The organism is Microbulbifer mixtoriginis (SeqCode) (assembly GCF_052467515.1).
In genome coordinates this window covers 3,956,829-3,974,501 of record NZ_CP174314.1, presented here as the reverse complement: position 1 = coordinate 3,974,501, position 17,673 = coordinate 3,956,829, and the positions used below count along the sequence as shown (strand labels likewise).

General features: G+C 50.4%; 30 protein-coding genes. 26 read left to right on the top strand and 4 right to left on the bottom strand.

Annotation, left to right across the window (positions count from 1 at the left end):
* Positions 1–2 precede the first annotated feature (2 nt).
* The 26 genes from rplB to ACJJIT_RS16990 all read left to right on the top strand — a co-directional run bounded on the left by rplB (position 3) and on the right by ACJJIT_RS16990 (position 13,240).
* Positions 3–827, top strand: coding sequence for a 50S ribosomal protein L2 (rplB, locus tag ACJJIT_RS17115; protein ID WP_020411387.1), 825 nt, complete (start codon positions 3–5; stop codon positions 825–827).
* Between the two features lie 37 nt (positions 828–864).
* Positions 865–1,143, top strand: coding sequence for a 30S ribosomal protein S19 (gene rpsS / locus ACJJIT_RS17110; RefSeq protein WP_020411388.1), 279 nt, complete (start codon positions 865–867; stop codon positions 1,141–1,143).
* A 15-nt stretch (positions 1,144–1,158) separates the two neighbouring features.
* Complete coding sequence (rplV, locus tag ACJJIT_RS17105) at positions 1,159–1,491, top strand: 50S ribosomal protein L22 (RefSeq protein WP_020411389.1); 333 nt, start codon at positions 1,159–1,161, stop codon at positions 1,489–1,491.
* A 19-nt stretch (positions 1,492–1,510) separates the two neighbouring features.
* Positions 1,511–2,191, top strand: coding sequence for a 30S ribosomal protein S3 (rpsC, locus tag ACJJIT_RS17100; RefSeq protein ID WP_444887952.1), 681 nt, complete (start codon positions 1,511–1,513; stop codon positions 2,189–2,191).
* Positions 2,192–2,202: 11 nt separating this feature from the next.
* Positions 2,203–2,616, top strand: a complete 414-nt coding sequence (gene rplP, locus ACJJIT_RS17095; protein WP_020411391.1) for a 50S ribosomal protein L16 — start codon at positions 2,203–2,205, stop codon at positions 2,614–2,616.
* A complete protein-coding gene (gene rpmC, locus ACJJIT_RS17090) occupies positions 2,616–2,807 on the top strand; it encodes a 50S ribosomal protein L29 (RefSeq protein WP_020411392.1) in 192 nt (63 codons plus the stop codon). Before rplP ends, rpmC begins: the two co-directional genes overlap by 1 nt.
* 2 nt (positions 2,808–2,809) lie before the next feature.
* A complete protein-coding gene (rpsQ, locus tag ACJJIT_RS17085; protein ID WP_108731660.1) occupies positions 2,810–3,073 on the top strand; it encodes a 30S ribosomal protein S17 in 264 nt (87 codons plus the stop codon).
* A 46-nt stretch (positions 3,074–3,119) separates the two neighbouring features.
* Complete coding sequence (gene rplN, locus ACJJIT_RS17080; protein ID WP_067151032.1) at positions 3,120–3,488, top strand: 50S ribosomal protein L14; 369 nt, start codon at positions 3,120–3,122, stop codon at positions 3,486–3,488.
* Positions 3,489–3,508: 20 nt separating this feature from the next.
* Entirely contained in the window at positions 3,509–3,820 is a 312-nt protein-coding gene (rplX, locus tag ACJJIT_RS17075; protein WP_108731661.1) for a 50S ribosomal protein L24, read from the top strand.
* A 31-nt stretch (positions 3,821–3,851) separates the two neighbouring features.
* Complete coding sequence (gene rplE, locus ACJJIT_RS17070) at positions 3,852–4,391, top strand: 50S ribosomal protein L5 (RefSeq protein ID WP_020411396.1); 540 nt, start codon at positions 3,852–3,854, stop codon at positions 4,389–4,391.
* A 9-nt stretch (positions 4,392–4,400) separates the two neighbouring features.
* On the top strand, positions 4,401–4,706 hold the full coding sequence (gene rpsN / locus ACJJIT_RS17065; protein WP_020411397.1) for a 30S ribosomal protein S14: 306 nt from the start codon (positions 4,401–4,403) through the stop codon (positions 4,704–4,706).
* Positions 4,707–4,746: 40 nt separating this feature from the next.
* Positions 4,747–5,139: a 30S ribosomal protein S8 gene (gene rpsH, locus ACJJIT_RS17060; protein ID WP_252084415.1), complete on the top strand. Its 393-nt coding sequence runs from the start codon at positions 4,747–4,749 to the stop codon at positions 5,137–5,139.
* A 12-nt stretch (positions 5,140–5,151) separates the two neighbouring features.
* Positions 5,152–5,685, top strand: a complete 534-nt coding sequence (gene rplF / locus ACJJIT_RS17055; RefSeq protein WP_252084416.1) for a 50S ribosomal protein L6 — start codon at positions 5,152–5,154, stop codon at positions 5,683–5,685.
* 13 nt (positions 5,686–5,698) lie between these two features.
* Entirely contained in the window at positions 5,699–6,049 is a 351-nt protein-coding gene (gene rplR / locus ACJJIT_RS17050; RefSeq protein WP_252084417.1) for a 50S ribosomal protein L18, read from the top strand.
* 10 nt (positions 6,050–6,059) lie between these two features.
* A complete protein-coding gene (gene rpsE, locus ACJJIT_RS17045) occupies positions 6,060–6,566 on the top strand; it encodes a 30S ribosomal protein S5 (protein ID WP_252084418.1) in 507 nt (168 codons plus the stop codon).
* 38 nt (positions 6,567–6,604) lie between these two features.
* Positions 6,605–6,790, top strand: a complete 186-nt coding sequence (gene rpmD / locus ACJJIT_RS17040; RefSeq protein WP_020411402.1) for a 50S ribosomal protein L30 — start codon at positions 6,605–6,607, stop codon at positions 6,788–6,790.
* Position 6,791: 1 nt separating this feature from the next.
* The gene (gene rplO / locus ACJJIT_RS17035; protein WP_020411403.1) at positions 6,792–7,226 is read left to right on the top strand and encodes a 50S ribosomal protein L15; all 435 of its coding nucleotides are present in this window, start codon (positions 6,792–6,794) and stop codon (positions 7,224–7,226) included.
* 11 nt (positions 7,227–7,237) lie between these two features.
* Positions 7,238–8,584, top strand: coding sequence for a preprotein translocase subunit SecY (gene secY / locus ACJJIT_RS17030; protein WP_444883684.1), 1,347 nt, complete (start codon positions 7,238–7,240; stop codon positions 8,582–8,584).
* A gap of 41 nt (positions 8,585–8,625) precedes the next feature.
* Entirely contained in the window at positions 8,626–8,742 is a 117-nt protein-coding gene (gene rpmJ / locus ACJJIT_RS17025; protein WP_010133825.1) for a 50S ribosomal protein L36, read from the top strand.
* A gap of 348 nt (positions 8,743–9,090) precedes the next feature.
* A complete protein-coding gene (gene rpsM / locus ACJJIT_RS17020; protein WP_152451165.1) occupies positions 9,091–9,447 on the top strand; it encodes a 30S ribosomal protein S13 in 357 nt (118 codons plus the stop codon).
* An 87-nt stretch (positions 9,448–9,534) separates the two neighbouring features.
* Positions 9,535–9,924 carry a 30S ribosomal protein S11 gene (gene rpsK / locus ACJJIT_RS17015; protein ID WP_020411406.1) on the top strand — a complete coding sequence of 130 codons (390 nt, stop codon included), beginning with the start codon at positions 9,535–9,537 and terminating at the stop codon, positions 9,922–9,924.
* Between the two features lie 15 nt (positions 9,925–9,939).
* Positions 9,940–10,560, top strand: coding sequence for a 30S ribosomal protein S4 (gene rpsD / locus ACJJIT_RS17010; protein WP_108731669.1), 621 nt, complete (start codon positions 9,940–9,942; stop codon positions 10,558–10,560).
* Between the two features lie 44 nt (positions 10,561–10,604).
* Entirely contained in the window at positions 10,605–11,609 is a 1,005-nt protein-coding gene (locus ACJJIT_RS17005; RefSeq protein ID WP_252084420.1) for a DNA-directed RNA polymerase subunit alpha, read from the top strand.
* 123 nt (positions 11,610–11,732) lie between these two features.
* Positions 11,733–12,119 carry a 50S ribosomal protein L17 gene (gene rplQ, locus ACJJIT_RS17000; RefSeq protein WP_152451171.1) on the top strand — a complete coding sequence of 129 codons (387 nt, stop codon included), beginning with the start codon at positions 11,733–11,735 and terminating at the stop codon, positions 12,117–12,119.
* A 72-nt stretch (positions 12,120–12,191) separates the two neighbouring features.
* Positions 12,192–12,446, top strand: coding sequence for a YeaC family protein (locus ACJJIT_RS16995; protein WP_444887953.1), 255 nt, complete (start codon positions 12,192–12,194; stop codon positions 12,444–12,446).
* Positions 12,447–12,604: 158 nt separating this feature from the next.
* Complete coding sequence (locus ACJJIT_RS16990; protein ID WP_444899139.1) at positions 12,605–13,240, top strand: hypothetical protein; 636 nt, start codon at positions 12,605–12,607, stop codon at positions 13,238–13,240.
* Positions 13,241–13,304: 64 nt separating this feature from the next.
* On the opposite strand, the gene ACJJIT_RS16985 is transcribed toward ACJJIT_RS16990, so the two are convergent.
* From ACJJIT_RS16985 to pxpA, 4 genes are all read right to left on the bottom strand, one after another.
* On the bottom strand, positions 13,305–14,759 hold the full coding sequence (locus ACJJIT_RS16985; RefSeq protein ID WP_444899138.1) for a pectin acetylesterase-family hydrolase: 1,455 nt from the start codon (positions 14,757–14,759) through the stop codon (positions 13,305–13,307).
* A gap of 406 nt (positions 14,760–15,165) precedes the next feature.
* Positions 15,166–16,143 carry a biotin-dependent carboxyltransferase family protein gene (locus ACJJIT_RS16980; RefSeq protein ID WP_444899137.1) on the bottom strand — a complete coding sequence of 326 codons (978 nt, stop codon included), beginning with the start codon at positions 16,141–16,143 and terminating at the stop codon, positions 15,166–15,168.
* A 13-nt stretch (positions 16,144–16,156) separates the two neighbouring features.
* Positions 16,157–16,888 (bottom strand): 5-oxoprolinase subunit PxpB, encoded by a 732-nt coding sequence (pxpB, locus tag ACJJIT_RS16975; protein WP_444899136.1) that lies wholly within the window; start codon positions 16,886–16,888, stop codon positions 16,157–16,159.
* Positions 16,885–17,634, bottom strand: coding sequence for a 5-oxoprolinase subunit PxpA (pxpA, locus tag ACJJIT_RS16970; RefSeq protein ID WP_444887958.1), 750 nt, complete (start codon positions 17,632–17,634; stop codon positions 16,885–16,887). Before pxpA ends, pxpB begins: the two co-directional genes overlap by 4 nt.
* Between the last annotated feature and the right edge of the window lie 39 nt (positions 17,635–17,673).

Sequence of the window (17,673 nt, the reverse complement as noted above, 5' to 3'; positions counted from 1 at the left end):
CAATGGCAATTGTAAAAACAAAACCGACCTCCGCCGGCCGTCGACACCTGGTTAAGGTTGTTAACCCCGACCTGCACAAGGGTGCTCCTTACGCTCCTCTTTTAGAGAGCAAGAGCAAAAGCGGTGGCCGTAACAACAACGGTCGTATCACCACTCGTCATATCGGCGGTGGTCACAAGCAGCACTACCGCGTAATCGACTTCAAGCGCAACAAAGACGGTATCCCCGCTAAAGTTGAGCGTCTGGAGTACGATCCCAACCGCAGCGCACATATCGCTCTGGTTTGTTACGCGGATGGTGAGCGTCGTTACATTATCGCACCGAAAGGCCTTAAGGCTGGCGCCACCATTCAGTCCGGCGATGCCGCACCGATTGCTGTGGGCAACACCCTGCCTCTGCGCAACGTTCCGGTGGGTTCTGTAATTCACGGTATCGAGCTGAAGCCTGGTAAAGGCGCTCAGTTGGCCCGCTCTGCGGGTGCTTCTGTACAGCTGGTAGCCCGTGAAGGCCAGTACGCGACTATTCGTCTGCGTTCCGGCGAAATGCGCAAGGTTCTCGCTGAGTGCCGCGCAACCCTGGGTGAAGTGAGCAACTCCGAGCACAGCCTGCGCAAGCTGGGTAAAGCTGGTGCTGCACGCTGGCGCGGTGTTCGTCCTACCGTTCGCGGTGTGGCGATGAACCCGGTAGATCACCCGCACGGTGGTGGTGAAGGTCGTACCTCTGGTGGCCGTCACCCTGTTACCCCGTGGGGCGTTCCGACCAAGGGTAAGAAAACGCGCAAGAACAAGCGCACCGATAAGATGATTGTACGTCGTCGCGGCAAGTAAGCCGCGCGATGTCTGAGCAGCTAGAGAGGAATCGACAGTGCCACGCTCATTAAAAAAAGGTCCCTTTATTGATCTGCACTTGATCAAGAAGGTGGAGGCGGCGATTGAAGCAAACGATCGTCGACCGATTAAAACCTGGTCCCGCCGTTCCATGATTATGCCGGAAATGGTTGGACTGACGATTGCCGTTCACAACGGTCGTCAACACGTGCCCGTTTTGGTTAACGAAGAAATGGTTGGCCATAAACTGGGCGAGTTCGCTGCTACCCGCACTTACCGCGGTCACGCTGCGGACAAGAAAGCGAAGAAGCGCTAAGCCGAGGTTAAAAAGATGGAAGTAGCAGCAAAATTACGCGGCGCACGTCTATCGGCGCAAAAGGCGCGACTGGTAGCTGATCAGGTTCGCGGCAAAGGCGTTGAAGAAGCCCTGGATATTCTTGCATTTAGCAATAAAAAGGGTGCGGCGATCGTCAAGAAAGTACTGGAATCGGCCATTGCCAACGCCGAGCACAACGAAGGTGCTGACGTTGACGAGCTGAAGGTTTCCACAATTTTTGTGGACGAAGGTATGACCATGAAGCGCATTAAACCGCGTGCGAAAGGTCGTGCAGATCGCATTCTTAAGCGTACTTGTCACATCACTGTGAAAGTGGCCGAGAAATAAGAGAGCAGGCGAGAAAACCATGGGACAAAAAGTACATCCTACCGGCATTCGTCTGGGTATCGTTAAAAAGCATACCTCTGTTTGGTATGCCGGCAGCGACGAGTACGCAGACAAGCTGTACACGGATCTGAAAGTTCGCGAATTTATTCGCAAAAAACTGGCCCACGCTTCCGTGAGCCGTATCGAGATCGAACGTCCGGCGAACACCGCTCGTGTGACTATTCACACTGCGCGTCCAGGCATCGTGATCGGTAAAAAAGGTGAAGACGTAGAACGTCTGCGCAACGACGTAAGTGCGCAGATGGGCGTACCTGTGCACATCGACATCGAAGAAGTGCGCAAGCCTGATATGGACGCCGCTCTGGTTGGCCAGAACGTTGCCCAGCAGCTGGAACGCCGCGTAATGTTCCGTCGCGCGATGAAGCGTGCCGTACAGAACGCTATGCGTCAGGGCGCCGAAGGTATCAAAATTCAGGTAAGTGGTCGTCTCGGTGGTGCGGAAATCGCACGTACCGAATGGTACCGCGAAGGTCGTGTGCCTCTGCACACCCTGCGTGCCAACATCGACTACGCCACTGCTGAAGCGATGACTACCTACGGCATCATCGGTATCAAGGTGTGGATCTTTAAAGGCGAAGTCATCGGTGACGAAATGCCCGATGAGAAGCCGGCTAAGACCCGCAAGAAAGCTGCTAAATAAGGGGTACGCAGATGCTGCAACCAAAGCGTACAAAATTCCGCAAGGTACAGAAGGGGCGCAACCGCGGTCTTTCTCAGCGCGGCTCTAAAGTGAGCTTTGGCGAGTTTGGCCTCAAGGCCATCGGTCGCGGTCGCATTACTGCGCGCCAGATCGAAGCGGCTCGTCGCGCAATGACTCGTCACGTTAAACGTGGCGGCAAAATCTGGATTCGCGTGTTTCCGGACAAGCCAATTACCAATAAGCCCCTCGAAGTCCGTATGGGTAAAGGTAAAGGTGGCGTTGAATACTGGGTAGCTCAGATCCAGCCGGGCAAAGTCCTCTATGAGATGGAGGGTGTGTCCGAGGAGCTGGCTCGTGAGGCTTTCGCACTTGCTGCGGCCAAGCTGCCTGTAAAAACAACTTTCGTTAAGCGTTCGGTGATGTAATGAAGACTGCAGATCTACGCGAAAAGTCAGTTGAAGAGCTGAACCAGGAACTGCTGAACCAGCTCGAAGCTCAATTCAAGCTTCGTATGCAAAAGTCCACCGGTCAGCTGGCTCAGACTCATCTGCTGAAGCAGACTCGTCGCGACATTGCTCGCATAAAGACTGTGTTGACCGAGAAGGCAGGTAACTAATCATGGCTGAAGCAAAACTGAAGCGTACTCTGACCGGTAAGGTCGTGAGTGACAAGATGGATAAAACCATCACCGTTTTGATCGAGCGCCGTGTTAAGCACCCGATCTACGGCAAAATTGTAAACAAGTCCACAAAGCTTAAGGCACATGACGAGAACAATGATTGCAGCATCGGCGATGTTGTAACCATCGAGGAATCTCGTCCGCTGTCCAAGAGCAAATCTTGGGCTTTGCAGAAAATTGTAGAGCGTGCGGCGAAGGTATAACCCCTAGCGCATTGACTGCCGAATTGAAAGGTTTCGGAGAGAGACAATGATTCAAGCGGAATCCTACTTAGAAGTAGCTGACAACAGTGGGGCTCGCCGCGTCATGTGCATCAAGGTGCTGGGCGGCTCCCATCGTCGTTATGCCGGCGTGGGCGACATTATTAAGGTAACCGTTAAGGAAGCCATTCCCCGCGGTAAAGTGAAGAAAGGTCAGGTAATGAACGCCGTTGTGGTTCGCACCAAAAAAGGTGTGCGTCGCGCGGACGGTTCCCTGATTAAATTTGACGATAACGCAGCGGTGCTGCTGAACCAGCAACTGGCGCCGGTTGGCACCCGTATTTTTGGTCCGGTAACTCGCGAATTGCGCGGTGAGAAGTTCATGAAGATCATCTCCCTCGCTCCCGAAGTTATCTAGGCCTCGAGCGGAGAAGAGTTATGCGCAAGATCAAGCGTGACGACGAAGTGATCGTTATCGCCGGTCGTGACAAGGGCAAACGTGGTTCAGTACGTAAAGTACTGAACGACGGCCGCCTGATTGTCTCCGGCATACAGATGATCAAAAAGCACCAAAAGCCAAACCCACAGATGGGTATTGCGGGTGGCATCGTTGAGAAAGAAGCTGCTATCCAAGCTTCCAACGTAGCCATCTTCAACCCTAACACCCAGAAGGCTGACCGGGTGGGCTTTAAAGTACTGGAAGACGGCACTAAGATTCGCGTCTTCAAATCCAGCGGCGAAGCCATCTAAGGCTCTTGACGCAAAAGCAGGTTGGTAGATCATGGCAAAGCTTAAAGAGCTCTACACTAAGGACCTCGTGGCCAAGCTAAAAGAAGAGCTTGGTCTCGAGAATGTGATGGCAGTGCCGCGCATCACCAAGATCACCATCAACATGGGTGTTGGTGAAGCGATTGGTGATAAGAAGGTGCTGGAGCACGCTGTCAACGATATGACAGCAATTACTGGTCAAAAGCCCATCGTTACTAAAGCGCGCAAGTCTATTGCGGGCTTTAAGATTCGCGACGGTTGGCCGATCGGCTGCAAGGTAACTCTGCGCGGTGAGCGCATGTATGAGTTCCTGGAGCGTTTGGTTGATATCGCGATTCCGCGTATCCGCGACTTCCGTGGCATTAGCCCGAAGCAGTTCGACGGCCGCGGTAACTTCTCTATGGGCGTGACTGAGCAAATCATCTTCCCGGAAATTGACTACGACAAAGTAGACAAGCTCCGCGGTCTGGATATTTGTATTACCACTACAGCTGCAAACGACGATCAAGGTCGTGCGCTGCTGAAAGCGTTCAACTTCCCTTTTAAGGGTTAAGAGGATTCCATGGCGAAGAAATCCATGATTGCGCGCGAAAACAAGCGCGCTCGAACCGCAGCTAAGTACGCCGAAAAGCGTCAAGAGCTGAAGGCGATCATCGCCAGTTCCACTGCTTCCGAAGAGGAGCAGTGGGAGGCTCAACTCAAGCTGCAGAAAATGCCGCGCGATGCAAGCCCGGTACGTCAGCAACGCCGCTGTCGTATTACTGGTCGCCCCCACGCTGTATACCGCAAGTTCGGCCTGTGCCGTAACAAGCTTCGCGAAGCTGCGATGCGTGGTGATGTTCCTGGCCTCGTGAAGTCCAGCTGGTAATTACCAGCTGGTTTAAGGCAGATTTGAGGAGTCTCATAAGATGAGTATGCAAGATCCGTTGGCAGATATGCTGACTCGCATCCGCAATGCCCTGGCACGCGGAAAGGCGGAAGTCACCCTGCCATCATCCAAACTGAAAGTAGCAGTGGCCAAAGTCCTGAAAGACGAAGGTTACGTTACTGATTTAAATGTAAGCGAAGGCGCAAAGCCGGAACTGACCATTGCTCTGAAATACTTCCAGGGCAAGCCGGTTATTGCCGAGCTGAATCGCGTTTCCCGTCCGGGCCTGCGCGCTTACACTGGTAAAAAAGCTCTGCCTACCGTACGCGGTGGCCTGGGTATCGCGATCGTTTCCACCTCTAATGGTGTGATGACTGATCGCGCTGCACGCCAGGCTGGTGTTGGTGGCGAAGTGCTTTGCACCGTATTCTAAGCGGGGGTTGCAATGTCTCGAGTAGCAAATAGTCCGGTAGTTCTCCCCGCAGGTGTTACCGTAGACCTGAAAGGTCAGAACATCGCTGTTAAAGGCGGTATCGGTAACCTGGATATGGTTATTCACGGTGATGTAGAAGTAAGCCAGGCTGAAAGCCAGCTGACTTTTGCCGCGCGCAATAACTCCAAACAGGCCAAAGCGCTGGCGGGTACTACCCGTGCTCTGGTCAATAACATGGTGATAGGCGTAAGCAAGGGCTTCGAGAAGAAGCTGCAGTTGCTGGGTGTTGGTTATCGTGCGAAAGCCGCCGGTAAAGCGGTTAACCTGACCCTGGGCTTCTCCCATCCGATCGATTATCAGTTGCCGGAAGGTGTGACTGCGGAAACGCCATCCCAGACTGAAATCGTACTTAAGAGCAGCAATAAACAGCTGCTGGGCCAAGTGGCCGCTGAGATCCGTGCGTTCCGTCCGCCGGAGCCCTACAAAGGTAAGGGTGTCCGTTATGCCGATGAACGCGTGTATCGCAAAGAGGCCAAGAAGAAGTAAATAGGGCATAGATATGAACGTTAAGAAAGCATCTCGCTTGCGTCGTGCACGTCGTGCCCGCGCCAAGATCCGTGAGCTGGGCGCCGTTCGCCTCACCGTGAACCGCACACCGCGTCACATTTACGCACAGATCCTGTCTGCCGAAGGCAATGCGGTATTGGCTTCTGCCTCTACCCTGGACAAGGACCTGCGCGAAGGTAAAACCGGTAACGTCGACGCCGCTTCCGCGGTTGGCAAACTGATCGCTGAGCGCGCGAAAGCCGCTGGTGTTGAAGAAGTTGCCTTCGATCGCAGTGGCTTCAAGTTCCATGGCCGTGTAAAGGCTCTGGCTGACGCTGCCCGCGAAGCCGGTCTGAAATTCTAAGGGTTGAGTTATGGCTAGAGAGAAAGACAAAAGCAACGACGAAGGCCTGCAGGAGAAGCTGGTCCAGGTCAACCGCGTTGCCAAGACTGTTAAAGGTGGTCGTATCTTCGCCTTTACCGCACTGACCGTAGTTGGCGACGGCAATGGCCGTGTCGGTTTCGGACGTGGCAAGGCGCGTGAAGTGCCTGTTGCGATCCAGAAAGCGATGGAAGCTGCACGCCGCAATATGATCCAGGTAGAGCTGAATGGTGACACCATCCAGTACGCTACCAATGGTCGCCACGGCGGTTCCAAGGTTTACATGCAGCCCGCCTCCCAGGGTACCGGTGTAATTGCCGGCGGTGCCATGCGCTCCGTTCTGGAAATGGCTGGTGTACACAACGTACTGGCTAAGTGCTACGGCTCTACCAATCCGGTGAACGTAGTACGTGCAACTTTCAAAGCTCTGGATCAAATGCAGAGCCCGGAAGATGTAGCTGCCAAGCGCGGTAAATCAGTCGAAGAGATTCTGGGCTAATCACAGCCCAGATTTAAGGTTATTGGTGGGTTAAGACCATGGCTAAGAAGACCATTAAAGTCACCCAGACCAAAAGCATCAACGGACGCCTGAAAAGTCATCAGGCGTGCGTTGCGGGTCTGGGCCTGCGCCGCATCGGCCACACAGTGGAAGTGGAAGATACTCCTTCCGTGCGCGGTATGATCAACAAAGTAAACTACCTGGTTAAGGTTGAGGGGGAATAACATGCGTTTGAATGACCTGTCTCCCGCACAAGGCCACAAGCACAGCGCCAAGCGCGTTGGCCGTGGTATTGGTAGTGGTTTAGGTAAGACCGGTGGCCGCGGCCACAAAGGTCAAAAAGCGCGCTCCGGCGGCAGCGTTCGTCCGGGCTTCGAAGGCGGTCAGATGCCTTTGCAGAAGCGTCTGCCTAAGTACGGTTTCACCGCTCGTGTTTCTCGCTTCACCGCAGAAGTACGTCTGGCAGAGCTGGCCAAGGTAGAAAGTGACGTAATCGATTTGGCAGCGCTGAAGAATGCCGATATCATCGGCAGCCATATTAAACGCGCCAAAGTGTTTCTCTCAGGTGAGCTGACTAAAGCTGTAACCGTAAAGGGTCTGGGAGTGACCAAAGGTGCAAAGGCGGCTATCGAAGCTGCTGGCGGTAAAATAGAAGACTAATCGAGGCGCCAATGGCACGACCAGGATCCGGTGGAAATCCCCTGGGCAACAGCAAGGGATTGGGCGAGCTCTGGGCTCGCCTTCGTTTTCTGTTTCTAGCGATACTTGTTTATCGCTTGGGAACACATATTCCGGTGCCCGGCATTGATCCGGAAAAGCTGTCAAATCTGTTTAATCAGAATCAGGGAACCATCCTTGGTCTGTTTAACATGTTTTCAGGCGGCGCCCTGGAAAGGATGAGTATTCTGGCTCTGGGCATCATGCCCTACATCTCCGCATCCATCATTATGCAGTTGATGAGTGCGGTGACTCCCTCTCTGGAAGCTTTGAAGAAAGAAGGGGAGGCCGGAAGGCGTAAGATCAACCAGTACACCCGTTATCTGACGGTGGTGTTGGCCCTGATTCAGGGTATCGGCATGACCTTCGGGTTGGCAGGGCAAAATCTGGCTTACTCATCTGAGCCTGCGTTTGGTTTTTACTTTGTGGCGGTAACGTCGCTGGTGACCGGTGCCGTATTCATGATGTGGCTCGGTGAGCAGATCACTGAGCGCGGTGTGGGCAACGGCATTTCCATGCTGATTTTTGCCGGTATCGTTGCTGGTTTACCCGGCGCTATCGGACAGGCGTTTGAGCAGGCCCGACAGGGTGAGTTGCATATTCTTATGCTGCTTATCATCGGTGTTATCGCTTTAGCTGTGGTGTTCTTTGTTGTAGTAATGGAGCGCGGTCAGCGCCGAATTACGATCAACCACGCCAGGCGACAAGCCGGTCGCTACTCCGCAGCACCAGCTGCGCAGGCGAGCCACCTGCCTCTGAAGGTGAATATGGCCGGTGTTATTCCGGTGATCTTCGCCAGCAGTATCCTGCTGTTCCCAGCGACGCTGGCACAGTGGTTTGGACAGGGTGGTGAGGGTGTCGGTGCCCAGATTCTGCAGTGGATGGCATTGCAGCTGGGGCCAGGGCAGCCGCTGAACATTATTTTGTTCGCACTGCTGATTGGTTTCTTCTGCTTCTTCTATACGGCGTTGATGTTCAACCCGAATGAAGTTGCAGATAACCTGAAAAAGTCTGGTGCCTATGTACCTGGTATTCGTCCAGGTGAGCAGACAGCCCGCTATATCGATAGTGTGTTGACCCGACTCACTCTGGTAGGTGCTGTGTATATCGCACTGGTATCCCTGCTGCCGCAGTTCCTGGTGGTTGGGTTTAACGTTCCCTTCTATCTGGGGGGTACCTCACTGCTGATCGTTGTAGTAGTAGTGATGGACTTTATGGCACAGGTACAATCGCATCTGTTGTCACACCAGTACGAAGGCTTGATGAAAAAAGCGAACCTGCAAGGCTACGGTCGTCGCTAGTGCGTCACCTGCTCGCAGTTTGATTGAATTGAGGTAAGGTCATGAAAGTACGCGCTTCTGTAAAAAAGATCTGCCGTAACTGCAAAATCGTGCGTCGCAAGGGCGTTCTGCGGGTAATCTGCAGCGCTGAGCCACGTCACAAGCAGCGTCAAGGCTAATAGGGGCCAGCCCCTTACAGAGAGCGTCCGTTGGGCGCCTCTGTAAAAGCTGGAAAAATTCGCTATTTGTTACAGCCCCGTAATGAATGGCAACACCATAAAGAATTTCTTTGTGGTGGGAGGTCAGCCTAAAGGTTGGACCTCCGCTAGGGGGCGTTGACTGTCGTCCACATCCGCTGCGGGAGGCCGTGGTGGGCGTGGGCTATTGCAATTTGGTGTCTGAAAAGCTATTCTTGCGCGCCTTTTTGGTGGCGCCGTCGGTTTTTTAGTCGCTGTCAGCGCCGAAATCAAAGTAGAGTCACATACTTAATATAAAGCAGTGGCTCCCAATACGTGGAGTACGCCTCTATGGCACGTATTGCTGGTGTCAATGTACCAGACCACAAGCACGCCGTGATCTCCCTGACCCACATTTATGGGGTAGGTCTAACTACGGCTAAGTCTATTTTGGCAGCGGTTGGTATCGCTGAATCCACCAAAATCCGCGACCTGTCTGAAGAGCAGATCGAAACCATCCGCGGTGAAGTTGCAAAGCTTACCGTAGAAGGCGACCTGCGCCGTGAAGTATCCATGAACATCAAGCGTTTGATGGACCTGGGTTGCTATCGCGGTCTGCGTCACCGTCGCAGCTTGCCGCTGCGTGGTCAGCGCACCAAGACCAATGCTCGTACCCGTAAGGGTCCGCGCAAGCCGATTCGCAAGTAAGCCTTAACTAAGGCGCGAAATCGCGGTTCAAGATGCCCCGGCCGGCTAATCGCCGAGGGGATTTGATACAGGATTTAGGATACTGGTATGGCTAAGCCAAAAACTACTGTTCGCAAAAAGGTCAAAAAGACCGTTGTCGACGGTATTGCCCACATCCACGCATCGTTCAACAACACGATCGTGACGATCACTGATCGCCAGGGTAATACCCTCAGCTGGGCCACCGCAGGTGGATCTGGCTTCCGTGGCTCACGTAAGAGCACCCCGTTTGCAGCCCAGGTTGCCGCTGAGCGCGCAGGTACTGCAGCTCAGGAATACGGCCTGAAAAACCTCGACGTAGAAGTGAAGGGCCCTGGCCCCGGTCGCGAATCCGCTGTTCGCGCACTGAACAACTGCGGCTACAAAATCACCAACATCACCGACGTGACGCCTATCCCGCATAACGGATGTCGTCCGCCCAAGAAACGTCGCGTGTAAGAGGGGGCTGATAGAATGGCACGTTATATTGGACCAAAATGTAAACTGTCCCGTCGTGAAGGGACTGACCTGCAGCTGAAGAGTGGTGTACGTCCGCACGACTCCAAGTGTCGCGCAGAATCTAAGCCCGGTCAGCATGGCGCTGGTCGCGGCCGTCTGTCCGACTACGGCATCCAGCTGCGTGAAAAGCAAAAAGTTCGTCGTATCTACGGCGTACTGGAAAAGCAGTTCCGTAACTACTATAAGGAAGCAGCACGTCTGAAGGGCGCTACAGGTGAAAACCTGCTGCAACTTCTCGAGCAGCGTCTGGACAACGTGGTTTACCGCATGGGCTTCGGCTCAACTCGCTCTGAAGCGCGTCAGCTGGTTTCCCACAAAGCAATTCTTGTAAACGGCACTACCGTTAACATCCCTTCTTTCCAAGTTAAAGAAGGCGACGTTATCGCTGTACGTGAGAAAGCCAAGAAGCAGCTGCGTATCCAGAATTCCGTTTCCCTCGCTGCCCAGCGTGGCGATGTCGAGTGGGTAGACGTAAACGCGAGCAAACTGGAAGGCACTTTTAAGCGCACTCCGGATCGTGTCGATCTGCCGGCAGAGATCAACGAAAACCTTATTGTGGAACTGTACTCCAAGTAACAATTAGTCCACTTTAAGGAATGCAACTGTAAACAGGTATGGCTATGCAGACTGCTGTCAACGAGTTTTTGACACCGCGTCGTATTGACGTCACCGAGTACAATCCGAATCACGCCAAAGTGGTTCTGGAGCCCCTGGAGCGTGGTTTCGGCCACACTCTTGGCAATGCGCTGCGTCGCATCCTGCTGTCCTCCATGCCGGGCTGCGCCGTCACCGAAGTAGAAATCGACGGTGTCGAGCACGAGTACAGCGCGATTGAAGGTGTGCAAGAAGATGTTATTGAAATCTTGCTCAACCTGAAAGAAATCGCGGTTGTTATGCACGGCAAAGATCAGGCGGTATTAAGCCTGAGCAAGAAGGGCCCGGGTGCAGTGACCGCTGGAGATATCCAGGTAGATCACGATATCGAGATTGTGAATCCTGAACACGTGATTGCCAATATCACAGGTGATGTAGAACTCAACCTGCGACTCACTGTTGCGCGTGGGCGTGGTTATCAGCCCGCCGACGCTCGCCGTGATGAGGAAGAGGAAAGCCGCGCGATTGGCCGTCTGCAGCTGGACGCATCTTACAGCCCGGTTCGCCGTGTATCTTACAGCGTGGAAAGCGCGCGTGTAGAGCAGCGTACCGATCTGGATAAGCTGGTTTTGGACCTGGAGACCAATGGTACTCTGGACCCAGAAGAAGCTATTCGTCGTGCAGCCACTATTCTGCAGCAACAGCTGGCAGTATTTGTGGACCTGGAAGGCGAGAAAGATGCGCAACCGAAGGCGGAAGAGCCCGAAGTTGATCCAGTATTGCTGCGCCCGGTTGACGACCTGGAACTCACCGTACGTTCGGCTAACTGTCTGAAAGCGGAAAACATCTACTACATCGGTGACCTGATTCAGCGCACTGAAGTAGAGCTGCTGAAGACTCCGAACCTTGGCAAGAAGTCTCTGACTGAAATCAAGGATGTACTGGCTTCCCGTGGTTTGTCACTGGGTATGCGTCTGGAAAACTGGCCACCGGCCAGCCTTAAAGGCGATAGCAAATTAAGCCCCCTGTAAGCATTTGGTAGTCGCGGCGATGTCGCGACTAGTAGAAAGAACCCGAGCGGTGCCACAGCTTAGCGCGACACCGCTCCAGAACGACCTGCTGAGACAGCAACTGTGGTCGTAAGGAATTGAGTCATGCGTCATCGCTATAGTGGCCGTAAATTCAGCCGTACCAGCGCTCACCGCAAGGCCATGTTCAAGAACATGACCGCTTCTCTGGTAGAGCACGAACTGATCAAAACTACACTGCCAAAAGCCAAGGAGCTGCGTCGCGTCGCCGAGCCGCTGATTACCCTGGCTAAGAAAGACAGTGTTGCCAACCGTCGTCTGGCTTTCGCTCGTATCCGTGATAAGGATGCTGTGCGCAAGTTGTTCGATGAGCTGGGTCCTCGTTACGAAGCCCGTCCAGGTGGATATATCCGTATCCTGAAGTGTGGTTTCCGCGCTGGTGACAAAGCACCGATGGCTTACGTTGAACTGGTGGATCGTCCACAAGTTGAAGACGAAGCTGCTGAAGCATAAGTTGCACTAGCAATTTTGCTACGGAAGGCCGGTCATAGACCGGCCTTTTTTGTATATACGGGAGAATTTTGTATGTCTTTTGAGCAGTTGTTAAATAATTTGAACCCGCAAATTGTTGCCAGCCTGCGGCGAGCAATTGAGTTGGGTAAATGGCCCAATGGTGTTGTGATTACTGCAGAGCAACGTAGTCTCTGTGCAGAGGCGGTTGCCAGCTGGGAGGCCCAAAATCTGCCTAAAGAGCAGCAGCTAGGCTATGTCGCACCAAAGACCTCCAAAGACCCCTGTTCTGCTAAAAAAGGTGATGAACAACCTTTGAGCTGGGTATAAGTCGCTTTAGCTGATTCTCTTACTTTCCAGCTGTTTAATAGATATTGGCGCATATCTCTTCAGCTGGGACGCCCTTCCCATTCATCCCCCCGCTTTTCTCTGCTTATATAGTTACCGACATAACGAAATATAAATTTAAATTTGCTCGGTAATTGGATATGAAAAAACTGATATTGCTTGCCGGTGCAGTAAGCCTAGCTGTTGTCGGCATTGATCATTACGATATTAATGTCAAAGAAAGTGTGGCGAGAGTGCAACAGTTTGTGCAGCCATTAAAGGAAAATAATGGGTTGGCACAGGATATCTCTGAAGAAATACCTTGGTCAGAGCTGGATACAACGGAGATGGTGGAACTACTGGACCATCCTAGGGTGAAGGCCTATCTCGATCGTGAGAAGTTAAAGCAGGAGTTAAAAGATTACTTTGCCGACCTTGGGAACTTATCCAGTGCTGAGGCCTGGGACGCAATTGAGCAGGTGGAGAGTGAGAAACGAGTAACGGGTTATGAAGCACTGTCGATGAAACTAGCCTGGTTAGAAAAAAATAGCCTTAACGAAGCTGATTTCAAGCAGCGCGCCGAGCAGCTTTTTAATATTTATCGAGAAAAGGCTCAGTCAGTGATTAGCCGCTATGACCCACATACTCAAGTGCCAGGCTTCTCTACCTATAAAGATCTAGAGCGTTCTATTGTTGAAGAGGTTCAGCAAATGACATCTTTCCCCAATGGAATGAATAAGCAAGAATATTTGCGACAACGCTTACAGGAAGCTCGGGAAACGGTTTACGGAAGCTAATCAATAAACAGTGCTGCTACTTTTAGTACTTTTAGCAGCAGCACTGCCCTACGCCTGATACGAGTTACATAAACAGGCCAATTAGGTCATAGAACCAATTACTATTGTTTTCAAAGTCGGAGACTTTGTCTGTCTCATAGGCGCGAATCATTCCACCACCGTTGTGGTTCACGATGTTGTTTAGGAAGTCCTCTAACTCCAATCCATGCTCAGCAATTTCACCGTACTTGAGGTCAATAATAGTGGTGCAGTGGCTCTCATTTAGGTTGCGAAACATTGGGAAGTAGTAGCCCCAATTACTGGTTTGATCCAAGAGTGGTATTAGATTTTCATGGGTGTCCTTTTGCCAGCGCTGGCGTAGTTTATCTAAACGAGAGTTGGCATCTGGGTCGTTGTAAATATCTTCGTAGAAGCGCTCATAGGAGTATGAAGAAAAGTTACCATCTGCCAGGAAGTGCGTGATACCCAGGCGATCTGTGGGGAATTTATCTGACAGTGCGCGGTATATCGAAGCCAACTGATTGCTGTCAAATCCTGGAGTAAAAGATTTTATCGCATTAATAGGGTTCTCTTCATTGGGATCCCCATCAGTTGTATAAGTAGTCCAGGAATGAAGCACTTCGTTGTGTAACGGTAAGGATGGGTATTGAGTGTTGTTTTCACTGTCCAGAGGCGCTTTGTAAAGCGGGCCGGAATCATCTATCAGATAGCCGTATTCGACATCCATATCCTCACGAAGCTTCGTGTAATTTAACAGAGCCCCTACGCTGCCTGCACTGCAACCAGCGGCAAGCATTTGCTTGGGTTTCTGCAAATTATTCTTTACCCATGAGGTTACTGCCTGCACATTGCGCAGGCCATTATGATGCCAAATTAGATCCGAATTCTGTCCAGTCTTATCCTTATATATCTCTGTCTTATCACCAACATAAATATCACCAGTGCAGTATGGAACGTAAACCATGTTCCACTCGCCAGTTTTATACTGGTTGTAAGGATGGTGAGTATAAATAAGGGGTGAAACACCTGCGGTAGTGAGATTATCGAAATTTGTGAAATCTAGGAGGTGTACATTACTGAGATAGTCATCAGGGATGCCATTAGGGTTGCGTGCCCCGCGAATACCAGCCTGGCCGGAGCAGCTTTCGTAGTCCCAACAGGCACCGCCACCTTCAAAATAAAAAATGGTATTGCTGGTATCGGGCACCCGATAAACAAAAAATTTATAGGGGGAGCCATTGCCACACATGGCGCCGGTACTGGCAGGAACATCTACTTTTTGCCAAGTATTAAAATCTTTAGGCTCGAAGTCATCGTTAAAGCTTGGGTCGTGCTTGGTCAGAGGATACATCCCCTGAGCTTGCTGGGTAGAGACCGGTGCATCAGCGTTGGGAGGGTCAAAGAGGTGTTTGAGGGTTTTCCAAAAATTGTAATCACCTGGTTCTGCTTGTGCATATGAGGTGATAAGGAGTGAGCTGGCAATAAATGCCATAGTTAAACCACGGAGAATTTTTATCATTATTAATCCCCTTCCGGTAATTGGTGTTTTCTCTCTGGACCAGGCCGCATCGCGAACACAAGCTGTAGAAAATAACGTCACTTCAACGCTTGCAGTTAGCTAAGTAGGACACTCGTCCAAATCGCGCTTTAGGTAAAACCCAAGAAGACTAGTTAATAATGGACTTTTGGTCTAGCTAAAGACTAATTAAAACTACTAAGTCATGCTGGACCAATTGGTCTGACAGATTTCGTGAAAAATATTTTATTAAGTTTGGAGTGTCGATGGTTTTTGGAGTGCGCGTTGGTTGGTTTGGATAAATATTGCTTAGTCACAATGTGTGACCAGGCTGCTACATAAGGGGGCGACTTTCGTAGTTTAATTGTTTTTCTTACATAAAGTGAAAAACATTAACCTAAGCCTTGCTTTAGAGGATGAAAGACTCATTATTTTCTGGTGCTAGATTATTTTTAAGGTTCTCAAGATACTTCATTTTTTTTAATAGTATCTCTCTTGCCTGTGCTTGATTGACTAGTTGAAAATTAATTTTATCCTGAGCCTTGAGTTGTCCTAATCTATGCAGGTCGGCTCGAATGATATGGGCAATACGAGGATATCCGCCGATAGTTTGCCCCTCAATAAAAGAAATAATGGGTTCGCCATTGTTAGGTATCTGAATACTGCCTGGGTAAAGTCCGGAGGAAATCATTTCATCCGAACTGTCCGTAATAGCTTTAGAGTCTACAATGATTGATGGGGATAGGCGAATCCCCATACGATTGCTCTGGGCGGATACTTGAAAGGTTTTTCTAAAAAAATTATTTAATGTTAACTCTGTAAATCGCTTTTTTTCTGCTCCGTAGATGACTCTCAAAAGTGGTCGAGATTGATAGCAGGGTTGTAGGCTTCGATCTATGTGAGCGGATTTTGCGATGCGAATATTTTTCAAATGAAAGCGTTCTTCGTAACTGATAGCCTTTCCTTTGTTGCCTCCAAAGTGACTGATTAAGTGTGTTGATACGCTGTTGAAAGCCTGGGGGGTAGAAATTTTGGCGGATAAGCCAATATATGCTCTGGTGCCACTTAGTAGTCGACCAAATTCTAAAATATCTCCCCGCTTAACTTGGATGACCTTGTAATTTTCTACAGTTATTTTATTTAACAGAACATTGAATTGTGCTCCTGTGATAGCTATTGAGATATCACATTCGAACCTAATAACTGGACCAGTTAACGTTAATTCCAATACAGGGTTGTTAAGGCAGTTACCCAATAGCAGATTGGCAAGTTGCATGGACAGGATGTCGGCTGCGCCTCCTTGGGGAATTCCACAGTGCATTAGACCTGGGCGTCCAAAGTCTTGAATGCTTGTTTGTAGTCCTGGACGAATAAAATAGATACTCATAGTTAGTTCAGTTTCACATTATAGACTGATGAATATCGTCAAATTCTGCTTGATTGATCGAATAGAACTTAATGATATCTAATGGATCTGCAATAAATGGATGGCTGCTGTAGGGTTGGAATAATTGAATGGGAGTCTGGCCGATAATTTGCCACCCTCCTGGTGTGGCCTGTGGGTAAACTCCTGTCTGGCTGCCGCCGATGCCAACAGCTCCTGCAGGAATGCACACCCGTGGATTTTTTTTGCGAGGACATTCCAGTCTAGGGTTGAGACCGCCGAGATACAAAAATCCGGGAGTAAAGCCCAACATATGTACGAGATAAGAGGGTGCTGTATGCAGCTTAATAATTTCTTTGCTGGATAAGCCAGTGTGTTTGCTCAATATTGAAATATCTGGAGCAAAAATTGATTCATAGCACACAGGAATGCGAATAGTACGGGGTTTTCGTGAGATGTTTTTGTGGGCTTTAAGGAAGTCTTGAATTGATTGTTGAACTTTCTGTGAGAGCATCTCGCTATCAAATATAGCAGGGTTAAAAATTAGTGTCAGACATTGATAGGCAGGAATTAATTCAATAAAGTTATTGGGATTTTTGTTAAGGAGATATTCTTTAAGCCCAATAATATGACGGCTAAGGTTTTCACTTGGCTCTGAGTTGAAGCGGATATCTAACGCACTATCTCCATTTGGGTAAACACTAAAATGGAGCTTAGTTGAGTGGTTTCTTTGTTTGGAGGATGTCACGATTGTATGTTCAGGCCATGATGTTGTAGGTGCTTGACTAGTGCTTTTGCGATTTTTAGAGCGGCAGGATTGTCACCATGTAAACAAATCGTATCCACAGAGAACTTCAGCGGTGTGCCATAATAGCTTGTGAAGTCTGTACCCTTTGCCAATGCGACAGCTCGTTCTAGGCAGTTTTCAATATTATTTAGCACTGAGCCAGGTAGATTACGTGGGGCCAATTTGTCTTTGTTTAAGTAGTGCCTATCTATAAAACCCTCCCGATAAAAGGTGCACTGCTTCTCTATTGCCACAGACTCCATCGCACCGTTGGCTAAACCGATAATTTTCAGAGAGGGATACTCTTTGGCGAAGAGTGAGATAATTTCTTTAGCGAGTAACCTATCTGCTTCGGCATCGTTATATAAAGCGCCATGTAGTTTAACGTGATCCAGCAGTATACCTGCTTCAGTAGTCAGGGATTGCAGCTGATCGAGCTGTTGAAATAAGGAATCAAGTAATAGGTTTATTGGGAGTTTGACAGACTTTCTTCCAAAATTTTCCCGGTCAGGATAGCCGGGGTGCGCTCCAATTTTTAAATGATGTTTTTGTGCGTTGAGAATGGAAAGGCGCATAATGTCCCGGTTTCCTGCGTGAGCGCCACAGGCGATATTGCAGCGGGAAATAAAGGGCATGATTTGCGTGTCCCTAATGCAGCTTTTTAGATCGCTACCTTCACCCAGGTCACAGTTGATGTCTATGCGCATAATATCAGTCCCTTCGACTTACACTCATCTTTAGGCCTA